The organism is Actinomadura graeca (assembly GCF_019175365.1).
Lineage (GTDB): Bacteria > Actinomycetota > Actinomycetes > Streptosporangiales > Streptosporangiaceae > Spirillospora > Spirillospora graeca.
The window spans coordinates 7512606-7533661 of the sequence record NZ_CP059572.1 but is presented as its reverse complement, the minus strand read 5'-3'; the positions used below and the strand labels follow the sequence as shown (position 1 = coordinate 7533661).

Genomic DNA, 21056 nt, shown 5'->3' with positions numbered 1-21056 from the left:
ACCTAGGCTGGGGTGCGTGGCACAGCTCAGGATCGCGCTCGCGCAGGTGAACCCGACCGTCGGCGACCTCGACGGCAACGCCGACCTGATCGTGGAATGGACCCGGCGCGCCGCGGAGGCGGGCGCCCACCTGGTCGCCTTCCCCGAGATGATGCTGACCGGGTACCCGGTCGAGGACCTCGCGCTCCGCGCGTCGTTCGTCGAGGCGTCCCAGCGGGCGCTGGAGCGCGTCGCGCGCCGCCTCGCCGGCGAGGGCCTCGGCGACCTGCCGGTCGTCACCGGCTACCTCGACCGCCGGACGGTCGGGCTCGTCCGCCCCGGCCAGCCCGCCGGGTCGCCGCTGGACGGCGCCGCGTGGCTGCACGGCGGCGAGGTGCTCGTCCGGTCCGCCAAGCACCACCTGCCGAACTACGGCGTCTTCGACGAGTACCGGATCTTCGTGCGCGGCGACCGGCTGCCCGTCGTGCGGGTGCACGGCGTGGACGTCGCCACGGTCATCTGCGAGGACCTGTGGCAGGACGGCGGGCCCGTCGGCGTCACGGGCGCGGCGGGCGCCGGGCTGCTCCTCGCCATCAACGCCTCCCCCTACGAGCGCAACAAGGACGACGCCCGCCTCGACCTGTGCGCCGAGCGCGCCCGGGAGGCGGGATGCGCGCTCGCCTACGTCAACATGGTCGGCGGCCAGGACGAGCTGGTCTTCGACGGCGACTCCGTCATCGTCGCCGCCGACGGGACGCTCCTCGCCCGCGGCCCGCAGTTCACCGAGCACCTGCTCGTCGCCGATTTGGCGCTGCCCTCCGCCGACCCGTCCGTCCGGCCGGGGCGCACGCCGGTGGACGCGCGGGACGGCACCACCATCACCGTCGACCGGCACGAGCTGTCCGCGCGGCCCCTGCCCGCCTACGCCGTCGAGCCGCAAACCGTCGCCCCTCCCCTGGACGACCACGCCGAGGTGTACGCGGCGCTCGTCCTCGGCACCCGCGACTACGTCCGCAAGAACGGCTTCCGTTCGGTCATCCTCGGCCTGTCCGGCGGCATCGACTCCGCGCTCGTCGCGACCATCGCCTCCGACGCGATCGGCCCGCAGAACGTGCACGCCGTCCTGCTCCCGAGCCGGTACTCCTCCGAGGGGTCGGTCACCGACGCCGAGGACCTCGTGAAGCGGCAGGGGATCAGCTCGCGGATCGTGCCCATCGGCGGCATGGTCGAGGCGTTCGAGGCCGAGCTCGACCTGCACGGCCTGGCGGAGGAGAACCTCCAGGCCCGCATCCGCGCCAACGTGTGGATGGCGCTGTCCAACGAGCACGGCCACCTCGTGCTGACCGGCGGCAACAAGAGCGAGCTCGCCACCGGCTACTCCACCCTCTACGGCGACTCCGCGGGCGGGTTCGGCCCCATCAAGGACCTCACCAAGACGATGGTGTGGGAGCTGGCCCGCTGGCGCGACACGCAGGCGGGGGACGGCGGGCCGCCGTTCCTGCACCCGTTCGCGCAGGAGCCGATCCCCGAGGCGATCATCCTCAAGGAGCCATCCGCCGAGCTGCGCCCCGGCCAGCTGGACCGCGACTCGCTGCCCGACTACGCGGTGCTCGACCCGCTGCTCGTCGACTACGTCGAGCGCGACATGGGCCGCGACGCCCTGGTCGCCGCCGGCCACGAGCCCGCGCTGGTGGACCGGGTGATCCGCCTGGTCGACCTCGCCGAGTACAAGCGCCGCCAGTACCCGCCCGGCCCGAAGATCACCCCGAAGAACTTCGGCCGCGACCGCCGGCTGCCCATCACCAGCCGCTGGCGCGAGCGAGGGCCGTCCGCGCGCTGACCGTCCCGCCGGGGAGGGCCGGGCCGCTCAGCGGTGGTGGCTCTCCCCCGGCCAGGACGAGACCTGCTCGGACGGGTCGGGGTCCACGCCCGGGACGATCTGCTCGCACCACACGACCTTGCCCGCCGCGGTGCGGCGGGCGCCCCACCGGTGGGCGAGCTGGCTGACGACGAGGAGCCCGCGGCCGTTCTCGTCGTCGTCCTCGGCCCGCCGCAGCCGGGGCAGCGCCGCAGAACGGTCCAGTACCTCGCAGACGAGCGTCCGCTCCAGCAGCAGCCGAAGCTCGATGGGGCCGTGCGCGTACCGCAGCGCGTTCGTGATGAGCTCGGACGCCAGCAGCTGGGTGGTGTAGTCCAGGTCCTCCAGGCCCCACTCCTCCAGCCGGGAGCGGACGAGGCCCCGCGCGCGGCGGACGGCCGCCGGGTCGGCGGGCAGCGTCCAGGAGGCGTAGCGGTCCTCGGGCAGCCGCCGCAGCCGCGCGATCAGCACGGCGATGTCGTCGCGGTGCTGGTCGGCGTACACGCCGTCGAGCGTGGCCTTGGCGAGGTCCTCCATGGGACGGTCCACCGACCCCGGGCCGAAGATCTTCTGGAGCCGCGCCAGGCCGTCGTCGATGTCGCGGCCCCGGTTCTCCACCAGGCCGTCGGTGTAGATGACGAAGAGGCTGCCGTCCTCGACGGTGAACTCGCGGCTCTCGATGGCCGCGCCCCCGGCGACGCCGAGCGGCGGCGCGGGCGCGACCTGGAGGTACTCGTTGTCGCCGCCGGGGCCGGCGAGCAGCGGCGGCAGGTGCCCGGCCGAGGCGATCTCGATCGTGCCGCTCGTCGCGTCGTACACCGCGTACACGCAGGTCGCGAAGTGCGGCTCCTGCTCGCCCAGCTCGATCATCAGCTCGTGCATGACGTGCAGCGCGTCGGCGGGCGGCAGCTCCAGGTTCGCCAGCGTGTGCAGGGCGGTGCGGAGCCGGCCCATCGTGACGGCGGCGCGCACGCCGTGCCCGGCGACGTCCCCGACGATCAGCGCGACGCGGGCGCCGGGCAGCGCGATCGACTCGTACCAGTCGCCGCCGACCTCGACGAGCTTGCTGCCCGGCAGGTAACGGTGCCGGACCTCCACCGAGGACGGCGCGGACAGCCGGTTCGGCAGCAGGCTGCGCTGGAGCGCCAGCGCGGTCGCCCGCTCGCGGCTGAACAGCCGCGCGTTGTCGATGACGATCGCGGCGCGGGAGGCGAACTCCATGCCGATCTCGACGTCGTAGGCGTCGAAGCGGCGGAACCCGGGCACCCGCGTGCAGGCGATGAAGCCGAGCAGGGTGTCGCGCGCGATCATCGGCAGCAGCACCATCGACACGCCCGCGAGCAGCTCGCCCGCCGGGGTCCGCCGCCACTTGCTGCCGATGTCGCCCGCCAGCTCCGCGCCGATGTTCGGCAGGTGGACGGGCCGCGCGGTGTCCATGACCTGGCGGTACGGGGTGCCCTCGGGGAACACCAGCACCTCCCCGACCGGGAACGTGGACGTCCACGCCGGGTTGCCGTCGTCGGAGGTCACGGCGATGCGGCGCAGCACCGCCGAACCGGACTCGCTGTGCACCTCGTCGGCGGCGACGAGGCTCTCCAGCACGAGCACCGAGGCCGCCGTGCAGAAGTGCGGGACGACGACGTCGACGAGGCCCCGCGCGGACTGGTCGAGGTCGAGCGAGGCGCCGAACCGGGTGACCTGGTCGTCCATCAGCGCGCGCCGCATCAGCGCCGGATCCTGGTAGCGCTCGCTCGGCGGCAGCGCCACCCGGACGAACAGCAGACCGGCGGGGCCGCCGCCGTCCGCGCCGCCGACCATGGGCTGCGCGGTCACCACCGCGTCGGCCGCCGCCCGGTCGGACCCGCGCAGCACCGGCAGCACGGCCGTGCGCTCCTGCCCGGCGCCGATCGCCTCCAGCAGGCCCTCCAGCTCGGCCTTGCCCTCGTCCCCGACCAGGTCGGCGGCGGGACGGCCGAGCAGGTCGTCGGTGGTACGCGCGATGACGGCGCCCACGTTCGGCCCGCACTGCACGATCCGCCGTGCCCCGTCAATGCCGATGACCAGGGTCCGGGACGCGGAATCGGCGGCGGGCGCATCGCCTCGCGGCGCCATGACGGATCTCACCTGACGCGCTCCAGAAAGCCGTTCGTCTTAGCACTACCCAGCGACAGTATGGGGCATGACACCGGGCTGGGGGGAGAAGATCACGCTTACGACGTGGAAATCCGGCGAACGACTCACTCCGGAGGGGCGCCGATCCCCCGCAGCAGGGTGTCGACGACCGCCTCGGCGTACCCGTCCGGCAGCCCCTCGCCCGGCGGCCTGGTGGTGAGCGGGCCGATCAGCATCGTCACCCCGACCTCCAGGTCGAGGTCGGCGCGCAGTTCCCCGGTCTCCACGCCCCGGCTCAGCACCCCGCGGATGACCGCGCGGCGCGGCTCGATGATGTCGTGCCGGTAGCGGGCGTACAGCTCGGGGTACTTCTCCGCGCCGCCCGCCACGTTCCAGAAGCACTTGGCGTGCTTGCGCTTGCGCTCAGCCCCGAGCGTGCTGGCCAGCTGCAGCAGGTCGGCGCGGACGGACCCGCCCGACGGCTCGGGCAGCGGCCGCTTGACCGCCGCCAGCGCGTGCACGATCAGCGCCTCCTTGTTGGGCCAGCGCCGGTAGATCGTGGTCTTGCCGACCCCGGCGCGGGACGCGACGGCCTCGATCGTCACGCCCGCGACCCCCGACTCGGCGGCGAGCAGGTCCAGCGTCGCCTCGACGATGGCCTTCTCGGCCCGCTCGCTGCGCGGCCGTCCCGCCCGCCGCTCGGTCGCTGCTTCCGTGGTCATCCCTGTCACGTTCTCACACCTTGGCCGGCTCCTGCTCGGACGCCTCGGAAAGGATCTCGTCCTCCGGGGCGGCGTCGCGGGCGGGCATCCACTTGAGCACGACCAGCGCGCCGAGGAACGCGACGACGGCGGCGGCGATCGACGCGGTGTGCATGGCGTGCACGAACGCGGCGTCCGCGTGGTCGATCAGCGTCTGGCCGCCGGCGCGGGACGCGACGGCGTGGGCCCCGGCGATGGACTCGCCCGCCGCCTCGCGCGCGCCCGCGGGGAGGGCGGCAAGGTCGCCGCGCAGGTCGCCGCGGTAGACCGAGGCGATGACGGAGCCGAGCACGGCCACGCCCATCGCGACCGCCACCTGCCGGGCGGTGTTGTTGATGGCCGACCCGGCGCCCGCCTTCTCGCGGGGCAGCGCCGACATCACCGACTCGGTCGCGGGCGGCATCACGTTGGCCATCCCCGCGCCCTGGACGAAGAAGATGGCGCCGAGGATCCACAGGGGCGTGTCGGTGCCGACGAACTGGTAGCTGCCGAGCGCGACGGCCACCAGCATGAGCCCGGCCGTGCAGACGGCCTTGGCGCCGAAGCGGCGGACCATCCCGCCGCTGCGGGTCGAGAAGATCAGCTGCGCGGCGGCGAACGGCAGGACCATGGCGCCGGACTCCAGCGGCGTCAGGCCGCGCACCGACTGCATGTAGAAGTTGGCGAAGAAGAACACGCCCGCGGCGGCGAAGAAGCACAGCGCGATGGAGGCGACGGCCGCCGACATCCGCGCGTCCTTGAACAGCCCGACGTCGAAGGCGGGCGAGTCGCTGCGGGCCTCGTGCCAGGCGAACAGGGCGAGGACGGCGGTCCCGGCGCCGATCGGGCCGAGGACGGCGGGCGCCAGCCAGTCGCCCCTCTCGCCGCCCTGGATGATCCCGTAGGACAGCACGACGAGGCCGATCACCGAGAGCACCACGCCCAGCGGGTCGAGCCGCCCCGGCCGCGGGTTGCGCGACTCGGGCACGAGCACCGCCATCAGCACGACCCCCGCCGCGATGACCGGCACGTTGATCAGGAAGACCGAGCCCCACCAGAAGTGGGCGAGCAGCAGCCCGCCGGTGATCGGGCCGATGGCCACGGCGAGCCCGACGGCGCCGGCCCAGATGCCGATGGCGCGGCCGCGCTCGTGCGGCTCGAAGACGTTGGTGATGATCGACAGCGTCTGCGGCATCACCGCGGCGCCGCCGAGTCCCATCAGGGCGCGGGCGTAGATGAGCTGCTCGGGGGACTGCGCGTACGCCGAGGCGAGGGAGGCGACGGCGAACACCGCCATACCGGCCATCAGGACGCGCTTGCGGCCGAACCGGTCGCCGAGCACCCCGAAGGTGAACAGCAGCCCGGCGAAGACCAGCGTGTAGGAGTTGATCGACCACTCGAGCTGGCTCTGGGTCGCGCCGAGGCCCTTGTCGGGGTCGGCGATGGTCTTGAGCGCCACGTTGAGGATGGTGTTGTCGAGCACCACCACCAGCAGGCTCACGGTCAGGACGCCGAGGATGTACCAGCGGCGCCGCCGGATGGTGTCCGGGTCCAAGGTGCCCCTCTCTATCGATACGTCTGCGTTGCGTAATGAGCGTACGCCTTGTCACTGCGATACGCAACGGTATCGTTTCGGAATTCATTCCCCGGATCCGGGGAATGGCGCGGGGTTCCCGAATCGTTCTCCAAGTGGCACGATCGGTTCCGTCCGGGTACGCCGCAGTGGCGCCTCGAGACCGGAGGTACTCCATGTCTGCAACTGTCACGCCCGCGCAGGCGACCGCGCTCTACGGCGGTACGAGCGGGCGGCGGGTCACCGTGCGCGACATCGCGGCCGCCAAGGCGCGGCACGAGAAGTGGCCCATGCTGACCGCCTACGACGCCCTCACCGCGCGGATCTTCGACGAGGCCGGGATCCCCGTCCTGCTCGTCGGCGACTCCGCCGCGATGGTCGTCTACGGCTACGACTCCACGATCCCCGTCACCGTGGACGACCTCATCCCGCTGACCGCCGCCGTCGTCCGCGGCTCCAAGCGCGCGATGGTCGTCGCGGACCTGCCGTTCGGCTCCTACCAGGCCGGCGTCGCCGACGCGCTCGCGACCGCCACCCGCTTCCTCAAGGAGACCGGCGCGCACGCGATCAAGCTGGAGGGCGGCCGCCGGGTCCTGCCGCAGGCCGAGGCGCTCGTCGCGTCCGGCGTCCCGGTGATGGGCCACCTCGGCCTCACCCCCCAGTCGGTGAACGTCTTCGGCGGGTACCGGGTGCAGGGCCGCGGCGAGTCCGGCGAGGAGCTGATGGCCGACGCCAAGGCGCTGGAGGCCGCGGGCGCGTTCGCGGTCGTGCTCGAATGCGTCCCCGAGGACCTCGCCGCCCGCGTCACCGCCTCCCTGTCCATCCCGACGATCGGCATCGGCGGCGGCAACCAGACCGACGCCCAGGTCCTCGTCTGGCAGGACATGGCCGGCCTCACCCCGCACACCGCGAAGTTCGTCAAGAGGTTCGCCGACATGGGTGCGCTGCTCGGCGACGCCGCCCGCGCCTACGCCGACGAGGTCGTGAACGGCGTCTACCCGGCGCCCGAGCACTCCTACCGCTGAGCTGTGTTCACTGCAATCCCGGCCCAGAGGGACTCGCCTGGCGGCTCGTCCCGCTGACCGTGCTCGGGCGAGCGCGTCATCGCTTCGCGATCTTCCCGGTGGGGCTTGCCTCCGGCTTTGCCCCACCGGTCAGGGCGCGCGCCCGCGTGACGCCTGGGCTGGTCCGAGGGACACGGCCGGGTGGGCGAGCGGGTTACCGGTCGGGGTTGGCCCGGGCCAGCTCGGGGCGGTGACCGCCGTTGCCGGCCTCGTCCGCCTGCCCCTCGCGGGGCGGCGGCACGGGCCGCGCCCCGCCGCCGTCCACCGTGATCTCCGCGCCGAGCGTCTGGACGGCCGACCGGAGCACGTCCGGTCCCGCCACGTTCATCAGCAGCAGCCCGAGGTTGAGGGCCATCTGCCCGTCGGTCATCTCGCTGCCCGCGAGGGCGTCCACCGCGGTGCGCAGGTCGGCCTGGTCCTCGGCGGAGACGTTCTGCAGCAGCCCGAGGCAGTAGGTCGGCAGCGCGAGCCGCGACTTGCGGAACGAGACGCCCCGCATGATCTCGCCCGCCTCCTGCGCGCGGGTCTTGGCCTGCATCCGGTCCACGCCACGGTCGGCGGCGGCGAGCAGCGAGGTGAGCAGCGTGCTCGGGCCGACCGCGACGTCCTCGTCCCCGACCCGGACGGTGAACACCGCGCTGCGGAACACCATCATCGAGCCGAGGCTCGCCACCAGCACCTGCGTCGCCCCGGCCACGTCCGCGGCCTGGACGCCGAACCGCCAGTCGAAGGTGTGCAGGAGCAGCAGGGACCCCGCGCCCGCGCCCCCGTTGATCAGCACGTACGCCCAGGTGCTCGGCACGCGCACCAGCGTGGTGGGCCGGTCCCGGTACCGGCTGACCAGCTCGGCGACGCCGACCAGGCAGCTCAGCGAGACGGCGACGACGTATCCGATCATCCGGCCCCGTTCATCCCTCGGTCAGCCTCACGACCTCGTCGATCTCCCGCTCGACCTCGACCAGCCCGCGTCCGCGCAGCGCGTCGACGGCGTCGGCGACCTCCAGCAGCCCGAGACGGGTGGCGTGGTGGATCTGCTCCAGCGACAACGGGCCCCGCGCGGCCCTCAAACGTTCCAGGACGCGGTGGCACGCGTCCTCGCCGCCGGGATCGTCACCACCGCCGGGCGCGCGGCCCGGCTCTCCGGAGGACGCCGCGCCGGACGGCGTCACCCCCGGGGCACGCCCCGACGGGGCGAGAAAGGTGCTCCACGGGTCCGCCGACCGGTTCTGCCTCATCTCCACCTGCCCTATCGCACACCGATCATAAGACGACAGCACTTGGACGCGCCGCCGACAGCTACCGCTCCCGCCAGTTTTCACTACTTTCGTCCGGATCGCTGCCCCGGAGGACCGGTCCGGTTCCTTGTGGGGGACGACCCCCACACCCCCCGGACCGGCCCGGTCAGACGTCGGTGACCCGGAGGCCCGCGTGGGACTTGTAGCGGCGGTTGATGGAGATGAGGTTCGCGGTGAACGCCTCGACCTGGTGGGCGTTGTGCAGCCGCCCGCCGTACACGCCGCGCATGCCGGGGATGCGCCCCGCGAGCGCCTGCACCAGGTCGGTCGCCTCCCGGTCGTCACCGAGGACGAGGACGTCCAGCTCCATCGCGTCCACCCCCGGGTCGAGCAGCAGCTTCGCCGACACGTGGTGGAACGCGGCGACCACGCGGCTGTCCGGCAGCACGGCGGCGGCCTGCTGGGCGGCGCTGCCCTCCTCGACCGGCAGCGCGTAGGCGCCCTTGCCCTTCTCGAAGCCGAGCGGGTTCACGCAGTCCACGACGATCTTCCCGGCCAGCTCGGCGCGCAGCGACTCCAGCGTGGCCCGGTGGCCGTCCCACGGCACCGCGACGATCACCACGTCGGCGTCTCCCGCGGCCACCGGGTTCTCGGCCCCGGAGACCGGGAGGCCCGCGCCCAGCTCCTCGGCGGCCTCCCGCGCCCGGTCGGCCTTCCGCGACCCGATGACCACGCGGTTCCCGGCCATCGCGAACCGGCGCGCGAGGCCCTTGCCCTGGTCGCCGGTGCCGCCCAGGATCCCGATGGTGAGGCCGCCGGCGTCCGGAAGGTCGCCGGGACCCTTCTGCTGTTCGGTCATGCCGCCGAGTCTGCCAGGCGACATTCCCCCCGGAAGCACCCGGCTCCCCGGGAAGGGCCTGCGCGGCGGCGCCGGGTGCGGCACGATGGTCGGGTGGACGCCGAGCAGGTCACGATGTTGCGCGAGGTGCTGTCGGCCACCGGCTGGCTGGAGCGGACGCGCGAGTTCGGGCGGGCGCTGCGGGTGACGTCCCGCACGGCGGGCGGGCTCCTGCTCGTCGGCACGCCCGGCGACGATCCCTGGCACCTGGCGGCGCACCTGGACGACGAGAGCCGCCTCGGTGACGCGCCCGGCCTGGCCCCCACGCTGGTGCGCTGGTCGCCGCCGCCGGACGCGCCCCCGCACCTGCGGGTCGGGCTGGAGCGGCTGGAGGCGGCCGAGCGGGGCGAGACGCTGTTCGTCGTCGCCGAGGAGGACGCCCCCGCCCCCCTGCTGGAGCGGGTCGACGACGCCCGCCGCACCGGCGCGCGCGTTCTCGCGCTGGAGGGGGGCGACCGTGAGCTGCGCGGCCTCGCGCACGAGGCGCTGACCGTGCCGCCGGGCGAGGCGGTCCTGTCCTTCGACGGCGCCCAGCACCTGGTCAGCGCCGCCGCGGGCGCCGAGCCGGGACGCGGCGTCCGCGGCCTGCGCAGCCGCCTCGCCCGGCTCCTGGAGACCGTCAGCGGTCCCGTCGTCGACTGACCGCCGCCCGTCTGACCGCCGCCCGCCCAGCCGCGGCCCGCCCGGCCGGTGCCCGCCTGATCAGTGCTCGTCCTGGCGACGCCAGGTCTCGTTGCGCTCCCGGGCCGTCTCCAGCGCGGCCGCCGCCGCGCCCTCCGAGTCGTAGGGCCCCATCCGGTCCTTGTTCGGGCAGCCCGGCCCGTGCTCGACCTTCATGTGCTTCAGGCAGAACCACCAGTCACCGTCCTTGCCGGCCATCGGCCTCCCCTTCGATCACGCTTCGGCACGGGATTCGTGCCCCGGACACGCTGACTACACTCCATGACTATGACGACCCAACTACTCCGGCCCGGCACCGTCTCGCCGATGCGGAAGGTCCCCGCGCACATCCCGCGCCCGGAGTACGTGGGGAAGAAGCGCCCGCGGACGGGCGAGCCGGACGTCAAGACCCCGGAGATCATCGAGCGTATGCGGGTGGCGGGCAGGATCGCCGCGCAGGCGCTCGAAGAGGTCGGCAGGCACGTCCGGCCGGGCGTCACCACCGACGAGCTCGACGTCATCGGGCACGAGTTCCTGCTCGACCACGGCGCCTACCCGTCCACGCTCGGCTACCGCGGGTTCCCGAAGTCGCTGTGCACCTCGCTCAACGAGGTGATCTGCCACGGCATCCCCGACGACACGGTCCTGCGCGACGGCGACATCATCAACGTCGACATCACCGCGTTCATCGACGGCGTGCACGGCGACACCGACGCCACGTTCCTGTGCGGGGACGTCGACGAGGAGTCGCGGCTGCTGGTCGAGCGCACCCGCGAGGCGACGATGCGGGGCATCCGCGCGGTCAAGCCCGGGCGGGCGCTGAACGTCATCGGCCGGGTCATCGAGTCCTACGCCAAGCGGTTCGGGTACGGGGTCGTCCGCGACTTCACCGGCCACGGGATCGGCACGACGTTCCACTCGGGCCTGGTCGTCCCGCACTACGACGACCCGAACGCCACGACGGTCATCGAGCCGGGCATGACGTTCACCATCGAGCCGATGCTCACGCTCGGCGCCCACGACTACGACATCTGGGCGGACGGCTGGACCGTGGTGACCAAGGACCGCAGGCGCACCGCGCAGTTCGAGCACACGATCCTGGTCACCGGCGACGGCCACGAAATCCTCACCCTGCCGTGACGACCCGCTGATCTAGAGTCCGAACCACCGCACCTCCGGCCGGGAGACCCGCCAGATGAACGCCCCAGCTCCGTACGACCCGAGGGTTCCGTCCGACAGCATGCCGCCGGGGCGGGCGGCGCTGAGCGCGACGTGGGCGGCGCTGCCGCTTCTCACGGTCGGTCTCGTCACCCCGTTCTCGTTCGCGGCGGCGGCCCTGTGGCGGCGCAGCGCGGACCTGTGGATCTCGTCCGCCGTCTACCTGGCGCTCTACACGGCGATCCTGCTCATGGCGCCGGGCTCGGCCGGGTTACTGCTGATCCTGCTGGGCCTCGTCGGCTGCGGGCACGCGTTCCTGATCCGGCGGCGGGTGTTCGACCCGCACGGGCTGTCGGGCGTCGACAACGACGCCGTCGTGGAGCGGGTCCGGCGGCAGCGGCTCCTGCGCGACAAGGCGCGGGAGCTCGCCGCGTCCGACCCGGGGCTCGCCAGGGAGCTGCGCATCGGGCGCCCGGACCTGCCTCAGCAGTACAACGACGGCGGGCTGGTCGACGTCAACCACGCCCCGGCGGAGGCGCTGTCGCTGCTGCCCGGCATCACCCCCGAGCTGGCGGCGCAAATCGAGCGGGTGCGCGCCGAGACCGGCGGATTCGTCTCGGCCGAGGAGCTGTCCGCGGTCGCGGGCCTGCCGCCGGCCCTCACCGCGGACGTGGCCGACTACGCCGTCTTCATCCGCTGAGCGGACGCCCCGCGGGCGGCACTCCCCCGGGGCGAACGCCCGAAGGGTGGTCCGCGCGGGGTGGGTAGGTAGCGGCCGTGACCCCGAAGAAGGACGCGAAGAAGGACGCGAGGGCGCCGGGGAAGGGCGACCGGCTCGCCGAGTACCGGAGCAGGCGCGACGCCGGGAGGACGCCCGAGCCCGTCCCCGAGGAGAGGGCGCTGCCGCACGGCGACGACGACACCTTCGTCGTCCAGGAGCACCACGCGAGCAGCCTCCACTGGGACCTGCGCTTCGAGCGCGACGGGGTGCTGGTGTCCTGGGCGGTGCCGAAGGGCCTGCCGTGGAGCCCGGAGACGAACCACCTCGCCGTGCACACCGAGGACCATCCGCTGGAGTACGCCACCTTCGAGGGCGACATCCCGCGCGGGGAGTACGGCGGCGGCGCGGTCCACATCTGGGACCGCGGCACGTACGAGACGGAGAAGTGGTCCGAGCGCGAGGTGAAGGTCGTCCTGCACGGCTCGCGCGTGTCCGGCAGGTACGTGCTGTTCCGGACCCGCGGCAGGAACTGGATGATCCACCGGATGGACCCGCCGGCCGATCCCGGCGCCGAGCCGCTCCCGGAGTCGCTGCCGCCCATGCGGGCGTCGGAGCGGTCCCGGCTGCCCCGGGACGGGACGGCGTGGGCGTTCGAGTTCGCCTGGGACGGGCGGCGCCTGCTCGCCTACGTCGAAGGCGGCCGGGCCCGCTTCACCGGCGACGGGGGCCGGGCGGCGGACGGCCCCGCCCGCCTCGGCTCCCGGCTCGGCGCGGCGCTCGGCGCCCGCCCGGCGCTGCTGGACGGGGAGGTCGCCGTCCTGGAGGGCCGCGAGACCTACCTGATCTTCGACGTGCTGCACCTGGACGGCAGGCCGCTGCTGGACGTCCCGTACCGGGAGCGCCGGGAGACGCTCGACGGCCTCGGGCTGTCGGGCCCGCTCTGGCAGACGGCGCCCTGGTACCCGGGCGAGGGCGGCGCCGTCCGCGAGGCGGCCCGCGCCCGGGACCTGCCGGGCGTGGTCGCCAAGCGCCTCGACTCCCGGTACGAGCCGGGCGGGGAGTCGGACGCCTGGCGGCTCGTCCCTAGTAGGCGACGGTGATGCGGCGGCCCACGGCCTCGTTCTTCTCCAGCTCGTCCACGAGGGCGACGGCGTAGTCCTCGGCGCTGATGAAGCTCTTGCCGCCGGCGTCGGTGAGCAGCTGGTCGCCGCCGACGCGGAACGCCCCGGTGCGCTCGCCGGGCTCGATCCCCGCGGCGGGCGAGATGTAGGTCCAGTCCAGGTCGCCGGCCTCGGCCCTGACCACGGCGAGCAGCTCGCCCTGCGCGAGCGCCTCGGCCTTGTAGAGGTCGGGGAACTCGGGGGTGTCCACGAGCCGGACCCCGGGCGCCACCTCCAGGCTGCCGGCACCGCCCACCACGACCAGGCGGCGCACCCCGGCGGAGCGCAGCCCGGCCAGCGTGCCGCGGCCCGCCGCGACCAGCGGCCCGGCGGCCTCGGAGCCGTCGCGGGGCGGCGCCACCGCGAGGACGACCGCGTCGTGGCCCTCGGCGAGCGCGGCCACGGCCGCCGCGTCGGACGCCTCGGCCTGGGCGGTGCCGTCCTTTCCGCTGCGGGTGACACCGGTCACCTCGTGGCCCCGGCGGCGCGCCTCGTCGGCCACCCGCTGTCCGATCATCCCGGTCGCGCCGATCAGCAGAATCCTCATGTCAGATCTCCTTGACTGTGGTCGAGAGGGCGGAGGCCACCGCCCGGGCCGAAAGTATCCATCGGATACCGGTTACTTCAACGATCCATTGATATCCTTCGGAAACTATGAGAGGCGACGCGTTCGATCCCGACTGCCCGACCCGGCTGATCCTCGACCGGATCGGCGACAAGTGGTCGGTGCTGGTCGTGCTGACCCTTGCCGGCGGCCCCCGTCGTTTCACCCATCTGCGCGACACCATCGGCGGCGTCACACCCAAGGTCCTTACCCAGACGCTGCGGGCCATGGAACGCGACGGCCTGCTCACGCGGCACGTCTTCGCCGAGGTCCCGCCCCGCGTCGAGTACGCCCTCACCCCTCTCGGCCTGTCCCTGCAACGCCCGATCGAGGCCATCACCGAGTGGGCGCAGGAGAACGTCGGGGCAGTGATCACCGCGCGGGACCACCACGACGCCGCCGCGGCCGTCTGACGCGGAACCACCCCGGGCCGTCCGCCATCAAATGGACGTGGTGGCCGCTTCGGCGCGTCGGCGCTGAAAACACTCGGTAGCGGGCTAGAGTCCGGCCGTGCTGGCGAAACGGGTGGGAAGTCGGGGGTTCCGGGCATGATGGGGAAGACGCACGCGCTGAGCGGGGCACTCGCGTGGCTGGCCGCCGTGCCCGTGATCGCGCAGGAGCGGCTGCTCGGCGACTTCGCGGTGTCGCTGTCGGCCGAGCAGGTCACGGCGGGCGCGGTCGTGTGCGCGGGCGCGGCGATCCTGCCCGACATCGACCATCACAACGGGCGCATCGCCAACACCTTCGGCCCGATCACCCACCACATGTGCAAGTGGATCGGGAAGCTCTCCGGCGGGCACCGGGAGGCCACCCACTCGATCCTCTTCGCGGTCGGCGTCGGCTGGGCCATGGACGCGCTCGCCACGCACGTCGTGTACGCCTGGTGGGCCTGCCTGTTCATGATCGTCGGGCTGGGCCTGCGCGGCGTCGGGCTGGACTTCGAGGGCAAGGAGCCCCAGTCGGCCCTGGCCGACTGCGCGCTCGCGGCCATCGCCGTGTGGCTGATGCACGACCTCGACATGAGCTTCGTCGGGTTCGCGGTGACACTGGGCTGCCTCGCGCACGTGGCCGGGGACTGCCTGACACCGCGGGGCTGCCCGGTCCTCTGGCCGATGAGCTGGCGGGTCGACGTGCCCGTCATCCCGCGCACCGACGGGAAGATGGAACGCTGGGTGGTCGCGCCGGTGCTCACGCTCGGGATCGCGATCCTCGCCGTGCGCTCCGTGCTCGGCGACGTCACCACCCAGTGGCTGACGAAGGGCTGATCAGCCGAGCAGGTCACGGAACCGGCCGCAGGTCAGGACGCCCCACGCGTTCCCGCCGGTCCCGGGCGCGCCCCGCAGCCCGACCCGGTCGATCCCGGTGATCGCGTCCGCGGTGCAGGCGATCTGTGCCAGTGCGGCGCGTGAGAGGGTGGGGCGGCGGCCGGGGCCGGGGACGACGTCCACGATCAGCGTCGACGGGTCGTCCGACACCCGGGCCACCAGCGTGCCGCGGACCTCGGTGCGCAGGCCGAGGCGTTCCTCCTCGGACGTGGGCGGACGAGCGCGGCGGCGCCCGCGTCGAACCGGCTGATCTCGATCAGGTGCTCGACGAGCCGCCCGAGCCGCCGGGTCTCGCAGGCGACGAGCGGCGCCGCGCCCTCCCCCGGCCCTGCCTCCTCCGCCAGCACGTCCGTCGCGGCGATCGAGGTCAGCGGGGTGCGCAGCTCGTGGGAGACGTCGGCGACGAACCGCCGCGACGCCTTCTCCATCGCGCGCGGCTCCGTCACCGTCCGCTCCAGCGCCTCGGCCGTGCGGTTGAAGGTGCGGGCGAGGTCGGCGAGCTCGTCACGGCCGCGCACCGACACCCGCGTCTCCAGCCCGCCCTCGCCGAGCGCGCGGGCCGCCGCGCCGAGGCGCCGCACCGGGCGCAGCACGCCGCGGGTCGCCAGCAGCGCCAGCGCGAGCGCCGGCACCAGCGCCGGCGCGTTCTCGATCATCAGGACGCGGGTCAGCAGCGCGAGGTCGGCGGCCTCGCGGCGCAGGCTCGCGGTGACGTACACCGTCGGCGGCGTGGTCCGGGCCGCCCTGCCCCCGCCCGTCCGGTAGCCGGTGACGCGCGCGCCGACCAGCAGGTACGGGGTGCCGTCGCGGACGACCCGCTGGAACACCACACCGGTCTGCGCCCGCCGCGCGAAGGCCGCGCCGACCGGCACGTCCAGCCGTCCCGGCGCCGGGATGGGCGGCGACCCGCCGGGCGGCGCCGGCACGGCCGCCGCCTTGCGTCCCGGGGGCGCGGCGAGATCCTCCTCCAGCTGCGCGCCGAGCAGGCCGCCGGCGTCGGGCGGCAGCTCCGGCGGCACCTGCCGGGCGAGGGTCCGGCGGACGTCGGTGAGCACCGCGTCCTGGGCGCGCTGGAGCGTCGCGCGCCGTAGCAGCACGTAGGAGACGCCGGAGGCGACCATCGAGGACAGCAGCGCGACCGCGGTGAACGCCGCCGCGAGCAGGTGCCGGCGGGGCAGCGCCCGCCCCGCCCTGCGGGTCAGCTCCAGCAGCAGCCGCAGCTCGGTCGGGGTGAGGCGGATGTCGGCGCCCGCCTTGGTCACCTTCAGCGACGTCCGGTCGATGACGAGGTCGCCGTGGGCCGTGCGGTCCAGGCGGGTCTGGTCGGCGCGGCGCAGGACCGCCCGGATCCGGGCGTCCAGGACGCGCGGCTCGACGGGCTTGACGACGTAGTCGTCGGCGCCGGCCTCCAGTCCGAGCACCACGTCCAGGTCGTCACCGCGGGCGGTGAGCAGGATCACCGGGAGCGCCGCGCCGCCGCGCAGGTCGTCACGGCGGATGCGGCGGCAGACCTCGACCCCGTCCACGCCCGGGAGCATCACGTCCAGGATCGCGATCTCGGGCGGCCGGGCCCGCAGCGCCTCCAGCCCCTCCTCGCCGGTGGCGCGGGAGGTCACGCTGTGCCCGAACCGGGCGAGCGCGAGCTCCAGCGCCGCCCGGGCGGACGGGTCGTCCTCGACGAAGAGAATGCTCGCCACCCGGACATTATTCGACACCGGCGGCGCGGCTCCCCGCCGTGTCACGAGATCCGGACATTTCCCGGACACGGGACGTCCCCCGGGGCATGTTGGCCGGCGCATCCGCCGGGCCGGCTCCCCTACCCGGGGCGCAGATGGCCGGTCGGCCGGGTGAGCCGGCACGACCCGTCGTGCGGCCGCCGCCCGTAGCGCCGGGCCACGGCGGGCCGGACGGGTGTCAGAAGCGGGTGACCAGGGCGATGCGCTCGTGGTCGACCAGGAAGCCGTCGGCCACGAACGTGACGTCGCCGCCGTACTCCAGCGCCGTCTCGATGACATCGTCGACGGCGTCGTCCACCACGTCCGCGCCGTGGAGCACGCCCGGCATCCCCTCGACCGGGACGAGCTCGCCGCGCGTGCGCACCGCGGGCGCGTAGTACCCGCGCTCGACGACCAGGTGCTCGCCGCGGCCCTCCTCCACCAGCCGCGCGACCTCGCACAGTCCCCCGCCGTAGCGCTGGATGCTGCGGGCCGCCTCCAGCTCCGCGAGCACCCCGACCTCGCGGAGGTCCTCGTAGGCGGCGAGCGCGGGACGGGCCGCCTCGGCGAGCGTGCCGGCGGAGGCGCCCTCGTAGCTGCCGTCCACGCGTCCCGCGACGGCGGTGTGCGGACCGGCCGCCTCGTCGAAGAACGCCTGGTGGCGGGTGACGCCCGCGACGATCAGCGGCCTGCGGTCGCGGGCGAGGACGTGGTCGAGGGCGGCGGAGACCTCGCGCATCATCCGGCGGTGCCGCTCGTCGCCGTTCTGGCCGCCACGCGGCGAGTGCCGTCCCGAGCCCTCCTCGGCGGCCGGCGCGGGCTCGACGGGGAAGCCGTCGGCGGTGTGCTCGGCCAGCTCGGCGCCCTGCCCGTCCCAGAGCCGCGAGCCCTGGTCCGACAGCGACAGCAGCCAGTAGCGCCGGACGCGCGAGTGGGCGGCGACGAGGTCGCGCGTCGCGAACCCGGTGTCGACGATCACCCGCTCGTCCACGGGCTGCCCGATCGCGAAGGTGTGGTGCTCCCCGCCGGGCGCGGCGAACAGCACGAGCGCGTCCTCCGCGTGCCGCGGGTCGGCGTCCTCCACCGCCCGTTCCAGGCCGCGCACGACCTCGTCGGCGGTGTCCGCCGGGACGCGGGCGTCCTCGTGCAGACGGCGGCGCGCCTCCGCGAGGAGGTTGCGGAGCCGGATCGGGTCCTGGCGGTTGCCCGGGGCGGTGCGGTGCGTCGGCATCAGCACCGAGACCGCCGGGTAGGCCCGCGGCTTGCGCAGTTCGGACAGGGTGGCAGCGTCCATATCCCTTTTCTACCGAACCGTAGGTAAATGAGGTGTAAGTACCAGTTGAGTTCTGGGCCGTCCGGAAATCAGCGGAGACGGGCGATGACCGGGCCGAGGACGTCCATGAACGGCGAGTGCACGGTGATGTAGGAGAAACCGAACCGGTCGCGCCGCTCCCGGAGCTGCTCCGCGATCTCCGCCTCCGTGCCGATCAGCACGAACGGGGTGTCCAGGATCTCCTCCACGCCCAGGTCCCCGAGCTGGGCCGCGTGCAGCCGCCCGGCCTCCGCGCGGCGGTCGCCGGTCACCGCCACATGCTGGACCAGGAGGTTCCACTCGATCTCCCGCACCCGGTCCCCCGCGTGCTCCCGGACGAACAGGACCCGCCCGGCGGCCTCCTCCGCCGTGCCCAGCCGGAACGTCCCGGGCGGTGCCCCCCTCACCTGGTACGCGCCCGCGATCCCGACGATGTCGGCATGCGCCGCGGCCGTCCGCAGCACCGTGTCGCCGGTGCCGCCGACCAGCAGCGGCGGCCCCGACCCGCCGAACCCGGTCCGCTGGACGGGGGTGAGCGCGGCCAGGCCGAAGTGCTCGTCCAGCGCCCGGCGCTGCTCGTAGCCGCCGGCGCGGAACAGCCGTCCCAGCTCCGCGACCGTCTCGGCGAGGCGGGACGCGCGGGCGCCGAACGGTTCCCACCCGATCCCGGCCGCGTCGTACTCCCACTTCATGTGCCCGGCGCCGAGGCCGAGCTCCAGCCGCCCGCAGGTGAGGCGGTCGGCGGTGGCGACCTCGCGGGCCAGAAGATGCGGATTCCAGAACGGGGCGTTCAGGACGAGCGTGCCGACGCGCAGCCGCCCGCACGCCTCCGCGACCGCGACCATGGTCGGGAACGGCGCCGGGGAGCCCAGATGGTCGGGGACGAGCGCGACGTCGTACCCGTAGTCCTCGGCCCGGCGGCACCGTCCGGCGAGTTCGCCGCGGGAGCCGATGTCGAAGAGGTTGAATCCGAAGCGGAAGTCCCTCATGGCCTCATCCTGCACCGTTCAGCCCGGTGTGATGAAGCCCGTCTCGTAGGCGAAAATGACGGCCTGCGTGCGGTCGCGGGCCCCGAGCTTGCCGAGGATGTTGCCGACGTGGGTCTTCACCGTCTGCGGGCTGACGAACAGCTCCCCGGCGATCTCGGCGTTGGAGTGGCCCTTCGCCATCAGCGCCAGCACGTCCGCCTCCCGCTCGGTCAGCCGCCCGTGCCAGCGGACGGCGCGCCCGGCGCCCGCGGCGGGGCCGTGCGCGGCGGCCAGCGCCCGGATCGCCGCCGGGAACAGCAGGGTGTCGCCGTGCGCGACCATCCGGATCGCCTGGAGGATCTCCTCCGGCCGCGTCCGCTTGAGCAGGAACCCGTTCGCGCCCGCCTTGAGCGCGTCGTAGACGTACTCGTCGTTCTCGAACGTCGTGACGACGATGATCCGCGGCGGCCCGGGGACGGTCTCCAGGATGCGCCGGGTGGCCTGGATGCCGTCCAGCCTCGGCATCCGCACGTCCATCAGGACGACGTCGGGCCGCAGCCGGGCCACCTCGCCGGCCACCCCGGCGCCGTCCTCGGCCTCGCCGACCACCGCGAGGTCGTCCTCGGCGTTGATGATGGCCGCGAGACCCGCGCGGATCAGCCGCTCGTCGTCGACCAGCAGCACCGTGACGGTCATGCCCCGGACCTTAGCGGGAGCGAGACGCGGACCCGCCAGCGGTCCGCGTCACCGTCGGGTCCCGCGGCCATCTCACCGCGCAGCACGGTGACGCGCTCGCGGATGCCGTCCAGGCCGCGCCCGCCGCCGTGGCCCGCGACGCCCGGCGCGCCCAGCGGGTTGCTGATCTCCATCTCCAGCCGCTCCCCCGCGACGGCGAGGCGCAGCCGCACCGGGACCCTGCCCGCGTGCCGCAGCGCGTTCGTCAGGCCCTCCTGGACGATTCGGTACGCCTCCCGGGACACCGCGGCGGGCACGTGCCCGACCTCCGGCGCCACGTCCGAGTCGAGCGTGACCCCGGCGATCCGGGTCTGCTCCAGCAGCCGGCCGAGATCGGCGAGCGTCGGCTGCGGGGCCGTGCGGGACGGGTCCTCCCGCAGCAGCCCGAGGACGTGGTCGAGGTCCTCCAGCGCCGCGCGCGCCGACTCCTCGATCGCGCCGAGGGCCTCCCTGGCGAACGCCGGGTCGCTGTCGAGGACCCGCCCGGCCGCGCCCGCCTGGAGCGTCACGACGCTCAGCGCGTGGCCCACCGAGTCGTGCAGCTCGCGGGCGAGCCGGTTGCGCTCGGCGAGCGCGACGGCCCGCGCCTGCACGTCGGCGAGCCGCTCGGCGGCCGACGGGCCGAGGAACCACGGCGCCAGCCGCGACAGCAGGGCCCCCGCCAGCACGATCAGCGCGAGCAGCGCGGCCAGCGACGCCAGGCCCGCGAACGGCACCGTCCACTGCGGCCAGGCGTCCCGCATCCCCCCGATCCGCAGGAACTGCGCGTCCCAGCCCACCAGCGGCGCGACGATCAGGACGAACGCGAACGGCGGCACCGCCAGGCTGAGCCCGCTGACGACCACGCCCGCGAACAGGTGCAGCCCGAACCAGGCGCCGGTGCGGGCGCGGCTCTCCCACGACCGCGCGGGGCCGGGGACGAGCGCCGCCGCGGGCCCCGCCAGCAGCTCCCTGGCCAGCGAGGTCTCCAGGAGCCGCACGGTCGGGACGAGCCCGGTGACGAACGTGGCGGCGCCCGGCAGCACCAGCAGCATCAGCAGGATCTTGACGGTCTGGCTGCCGAACGGCAGGACGGGGGTGAGGCTGATCGCGAGGAACCAGTACGGCATGAGCAGCGCGCCGCCCACGACCAGGTGGGACCACCGCCGCCAGGTCGTCCGCTCGATCAGCGGCCGCAGTGGACGTGTCACGTCCCCGATGTTCGCAGATCACGGCGCCCCGTCACTCCCCCGGAAGAGG

Annotated in this window: 22 protein-coding genes; 8 read left to right on the top strand and 14 right to left on the bottom strand. The window is 74.1% G+C overall.

What is annotated here, in order from left to right; all coding sequences use genetic code 11:
• Positions 1-16: 16 nt before the first annotated feature.
• On the top strand, positions 17-1819 hold the full coding sequence (locus AGRA3207_RS33495; protein ID WP_231331121.1) for an NAD+ synthase: 1803 nt from the start codon (positions 17-19) through the stop codon (positions 1817-1819).
• A gap of 27 nt (positions 1820-1846) precedes the next feature.
• On the opposite strand, the gene AGRA3207_RS33490 is transcribed toward AGRA3207_RS33495, so the two are convergent.
• From AGRA3207_RS33490 to AGRA3207_RS33480, 3 genes are all read right to left on the bottom strand, one after another.
• Positions 1847-3949: an ATP-binding SpoIIE family protein phosphatase gene (locus AGRA3207_RS33490; RefSeq protein ID WP_231331120.1), complete on the bottom strand. Its 2103-nt coding sequence runs from the start codon at positions 3947-3949 to the stop codon at positions 1847-1849.
• A gap of 125 nt (positions 3950-4074) precedes the next feature.
• Positions 4075-4671: a TetR/AcrR family transcriptional regulator gene (locus AGRA3207_RS33485; protein WP_231331119.1), complete on the bottom strand. Its 597-nt coding sequence runs from the start codon at positions 4669-4671 to the stop codon at positions 4075-4077.
• A gap of 13 nt (positions 4672-4684) precedes the next feature.
• Positions 4685-6244, bottom strand: coding sequence for an MFS transporter (locus AGRA3207_RS33480; protein WP_231331118.1), 1560 nt, complete (start codon positions 6242-6244; stop codon positions 4685-4687).
• A 194-nt stretch (positions 6245-6438) separates the two neighbouring features.
• Here AGRA3207_RS33480 and panB point away from each other — a divergent pair, with 194 nt between their 5' ends.
• A complete protein-coding gene (gene panB / locus AGRA3207_RS33475) occupies positions 6439-7287 on the top strand; it encodes a 3-methyl-2-oxobutanoate hydroxymethyltransferase (protein ID WP_231331117.1) in 849 nt (282 codons plus the stop codon).
• Between the two features lie 193 nt (positions 7288-7480).
• Here panB and AGRA3207_RS33470 read toward each other — a convergent pair whose 3' ends face one another.
• From AGRA3207_RS33470 to npdG, 3 genes are all read right to left on the bottom strand, one after another.
• On the bottom strand, positions 7481-8224 hold the full coding sequence (locus AGRA3207_RS33470; protein WP_231331116.1) for a hypothetical protein: 744 nt from the start codon (positions 8222-8224) through the stop codon (positions 7481-7483).
• Positions 8225-8234: 10 nt separating this feature from the next.
• Complete coding sequence (locus tag AGRA3207_RS33465) at positions 8235-8567, bottom strand: hypothetical protein (RefSeq protein WP_231331115.1); 333 nt, start codon at positions 8565-8567, stop codon at positions 8235-8237.
• Between the two features lie 160 nt (positions 8568-8727).
• Positions 8728-9420, bottom strand: a complete 693-nt coding sequence (gene npdG, locus AGRA3207_RS33460) for an NADPH-dependent F420 reductase (protein ID WP_231331114.1) — start codon at positions 9418-9420, stop codon at positions 8728-8730.
• A gap of 93 nt (positions 9421-9513) precedes the next feature.
• On the opposite strand from npdG, the gene AGRA3207_RS33455 reads away from it, so the two are divergent.
• Complete coding sequence (locus AGRA3207_RS33455) at positions 9514-10101, top strand: hypothetical protein (protein ID WP_231331113.1); 588 nt, start codon at positions 9514-9516, stop codon at positions 10099-10101.
• Between the two features lie 60 nt (positions 10102-10161).
• Here the strand turns inward: AGRA3207_RS33455 and AGRA3207_RS33450 are convergent, their stop codons facing one another.
• Entirely contained in the window at positions 10162-10338 is a 177-nt protein-coding gene (locus AGRA3207_RS33450) for a hypothetical protein (RefSeq protein WP_231331112.1), read from the bottom strand.
• Between the two features lie 69 nt (positions 10339-10407).
• On the opposite strand from AGRA3207_RS33450, the gene map reads away from it, so the two are divergent.
• The 3 genes from map to AGRA3207_RS33435 all read left to right on the top strand — a co-directional run bounded on the left by map (position 10408) and on the right by AGRA3207_RS33435 (position 13098).
• Positions 10408-11259: a type I methionyl aminopeptidase gene (gene map / locus AGRA3207_RS33445; protein ID WP_231331111.1), complete on the top strand. Its 852-nt coding sequence runs from the start codon at positions 10408-10410 to the stop codon at positions 11257-11259.
• 55 nt (positions 11260-11314) lie between these two features.
• On the top strand, positions 11315-11977 hold the full coding sequence (locus tag AGRA3207_RS33440; protein WP_231331110.1) for a ComEA family DNA-binding protein: 663 nt from the start codon (positions 11315-11317) through the stop codon (positions 11975-11977).
• A 77-nt stretch (positions 11978-12054) separates the two neighbouring features.
• Positions 12055-13098: a DNA polymerase ligase N-terminal domain-containing protein gene (locus AGRA3207_RS33435; RefSeq protein WP_231331109.1), complete on the top strand. Its 1044-nt coding sequence runs from the start codon at positions 12055-12057 to the stop codon at positions 13096-13098.
• Here AGRA3207_RS33435 and AGRA3207_RS33430 read toward each other — a convergent pair.
• Positions 13082-13705 carry an NAD(P)-dependent oxidoreductase gene (locus AGRA3207_RS33430; RefSeq protein ID WP_231331108.1) on the bottom strand — a complete coding sequence of 208 codons (624 nt, stop codon included), beginning with the start codon at positions 13703-13705 and terminating at the stop codon, positions 13082-13084. The two genes, AGRA3207_RS33435 and AGRA3207_RS33430, sit on opposite strands and share 17 nt — an antisense overlap.
• A 107-nt stretch (positions 13706-13812) precedes the next feature.
• Between AGRA3207_RS33430 and AGRA3207_RS33425 the strand changes: the two genes are divergently transcribed.
• Positions 13813-14175 (top strand): winged helix-turn-helix transcriptional regulator, encoded by a 363-nt coding sequence (locus AGRA3207_RS33425; protein ID WP_231331107.1) that lies wholly within the window; start codon positions 13813-13815, stop codon positions 14173-14175.
• A 135-nt stretch (positions 14176-14310) separates the two neighbouring features.
• On the top strand, positions 14311-15027 hold the full coding sequence (locus AGRA3207_RS33420; RefSeq protein ID WP_231331106.1) for a metal-dependent hydrolase: 717 nt from the start codon (positions 14311-14313) through the stop codon (positions 15025-15027).
• Here AGRA3207_RS33420 and AGRA3207_RS33415 read toward each other — a convergent pair whose 3' ends face one another.
• The 6 genes from AGRA3207_RS33415 to AGRA3207_RS33385 all read right to left on the bottom strand — a co-directional run bounded on the left by AGRA3207_RS33415 (position 15028) and on the right by AGRA3207_RS33385 (position 21007).
• Complete coding sequence (locus tag AGRA3207_RS33415) at positions 15028-15237, bottom strand: hypothetical protein (RefSeq protein WP_231331105.1); 210 nt, start codon at positions 15235-15237, stop codon at positions 15028-15030. It abuts the gene before it with no gap.
• Positions 15213-16784 carry a response regulator gene (locus tag AGRA3207_RS40000; protein ID WP_273699966.1) on the bottom strand — a complete coding sequence of 524 codons (1572 nt, stop codon included), beginning with the start codon at positions 16782-16784 and terminating at the stop codon, positions 15213-15215. Before AGRA3207_RS40000 ends, AGRA3207_RS33415 begins: the two co-directional genes overlap by 25 nt.
• Before the next feature lie 217 nt (positions 16785-17001).
• Positions 17002-18096, bottom strand: coding sequence for a baeRF3 domain-containing protein (locus AGRA3207_RS33400; RefSeq protein ID WP_231331104.1), 1095 nt, complete (start codon positions 18094-18096; stop codon positions 17002-17004).
• 68 nt (positions 18097-18164) lie between these two features.
• Positions 18165-19103 (bottom strand): LLM class F420-dependent oxidoreductase, encoded by a 939-nt coding sequence (locus AGRA3207_RS33395; protein ID WP_231331103.1) that lies wholly within the window; start codon positions 19101-19103, stop codon positions 18165-18167.
• A gap of 18 nt (positions 19104-19121) precedes the next feature.
• On the bottom strand, positions 19122-19778 hold the full coding sequence (locus tag AGRA3207_RS33390; RefSeq protein ID WP_231331102.1) for a response regulator transcription factor: 657 nt from the start codon (positions 19776-19778) through the stop codon (positions 19122-19124).
• Entirely contained in the window at positions 19775-21007 is a 1233-nt protein-coding gene (locus AGRA3207_RS33385) for a sensor histidine kinase (protein WP_231331101.1), read from the bottom strand. Before AGRA3207_RS33385 ends, AGRA3207_RS33390 begins: the two co-directional genes overlap by 4 nt.
• Between the last annotated feature and the right edge of the window lie 49 nt (positions 21008-21056).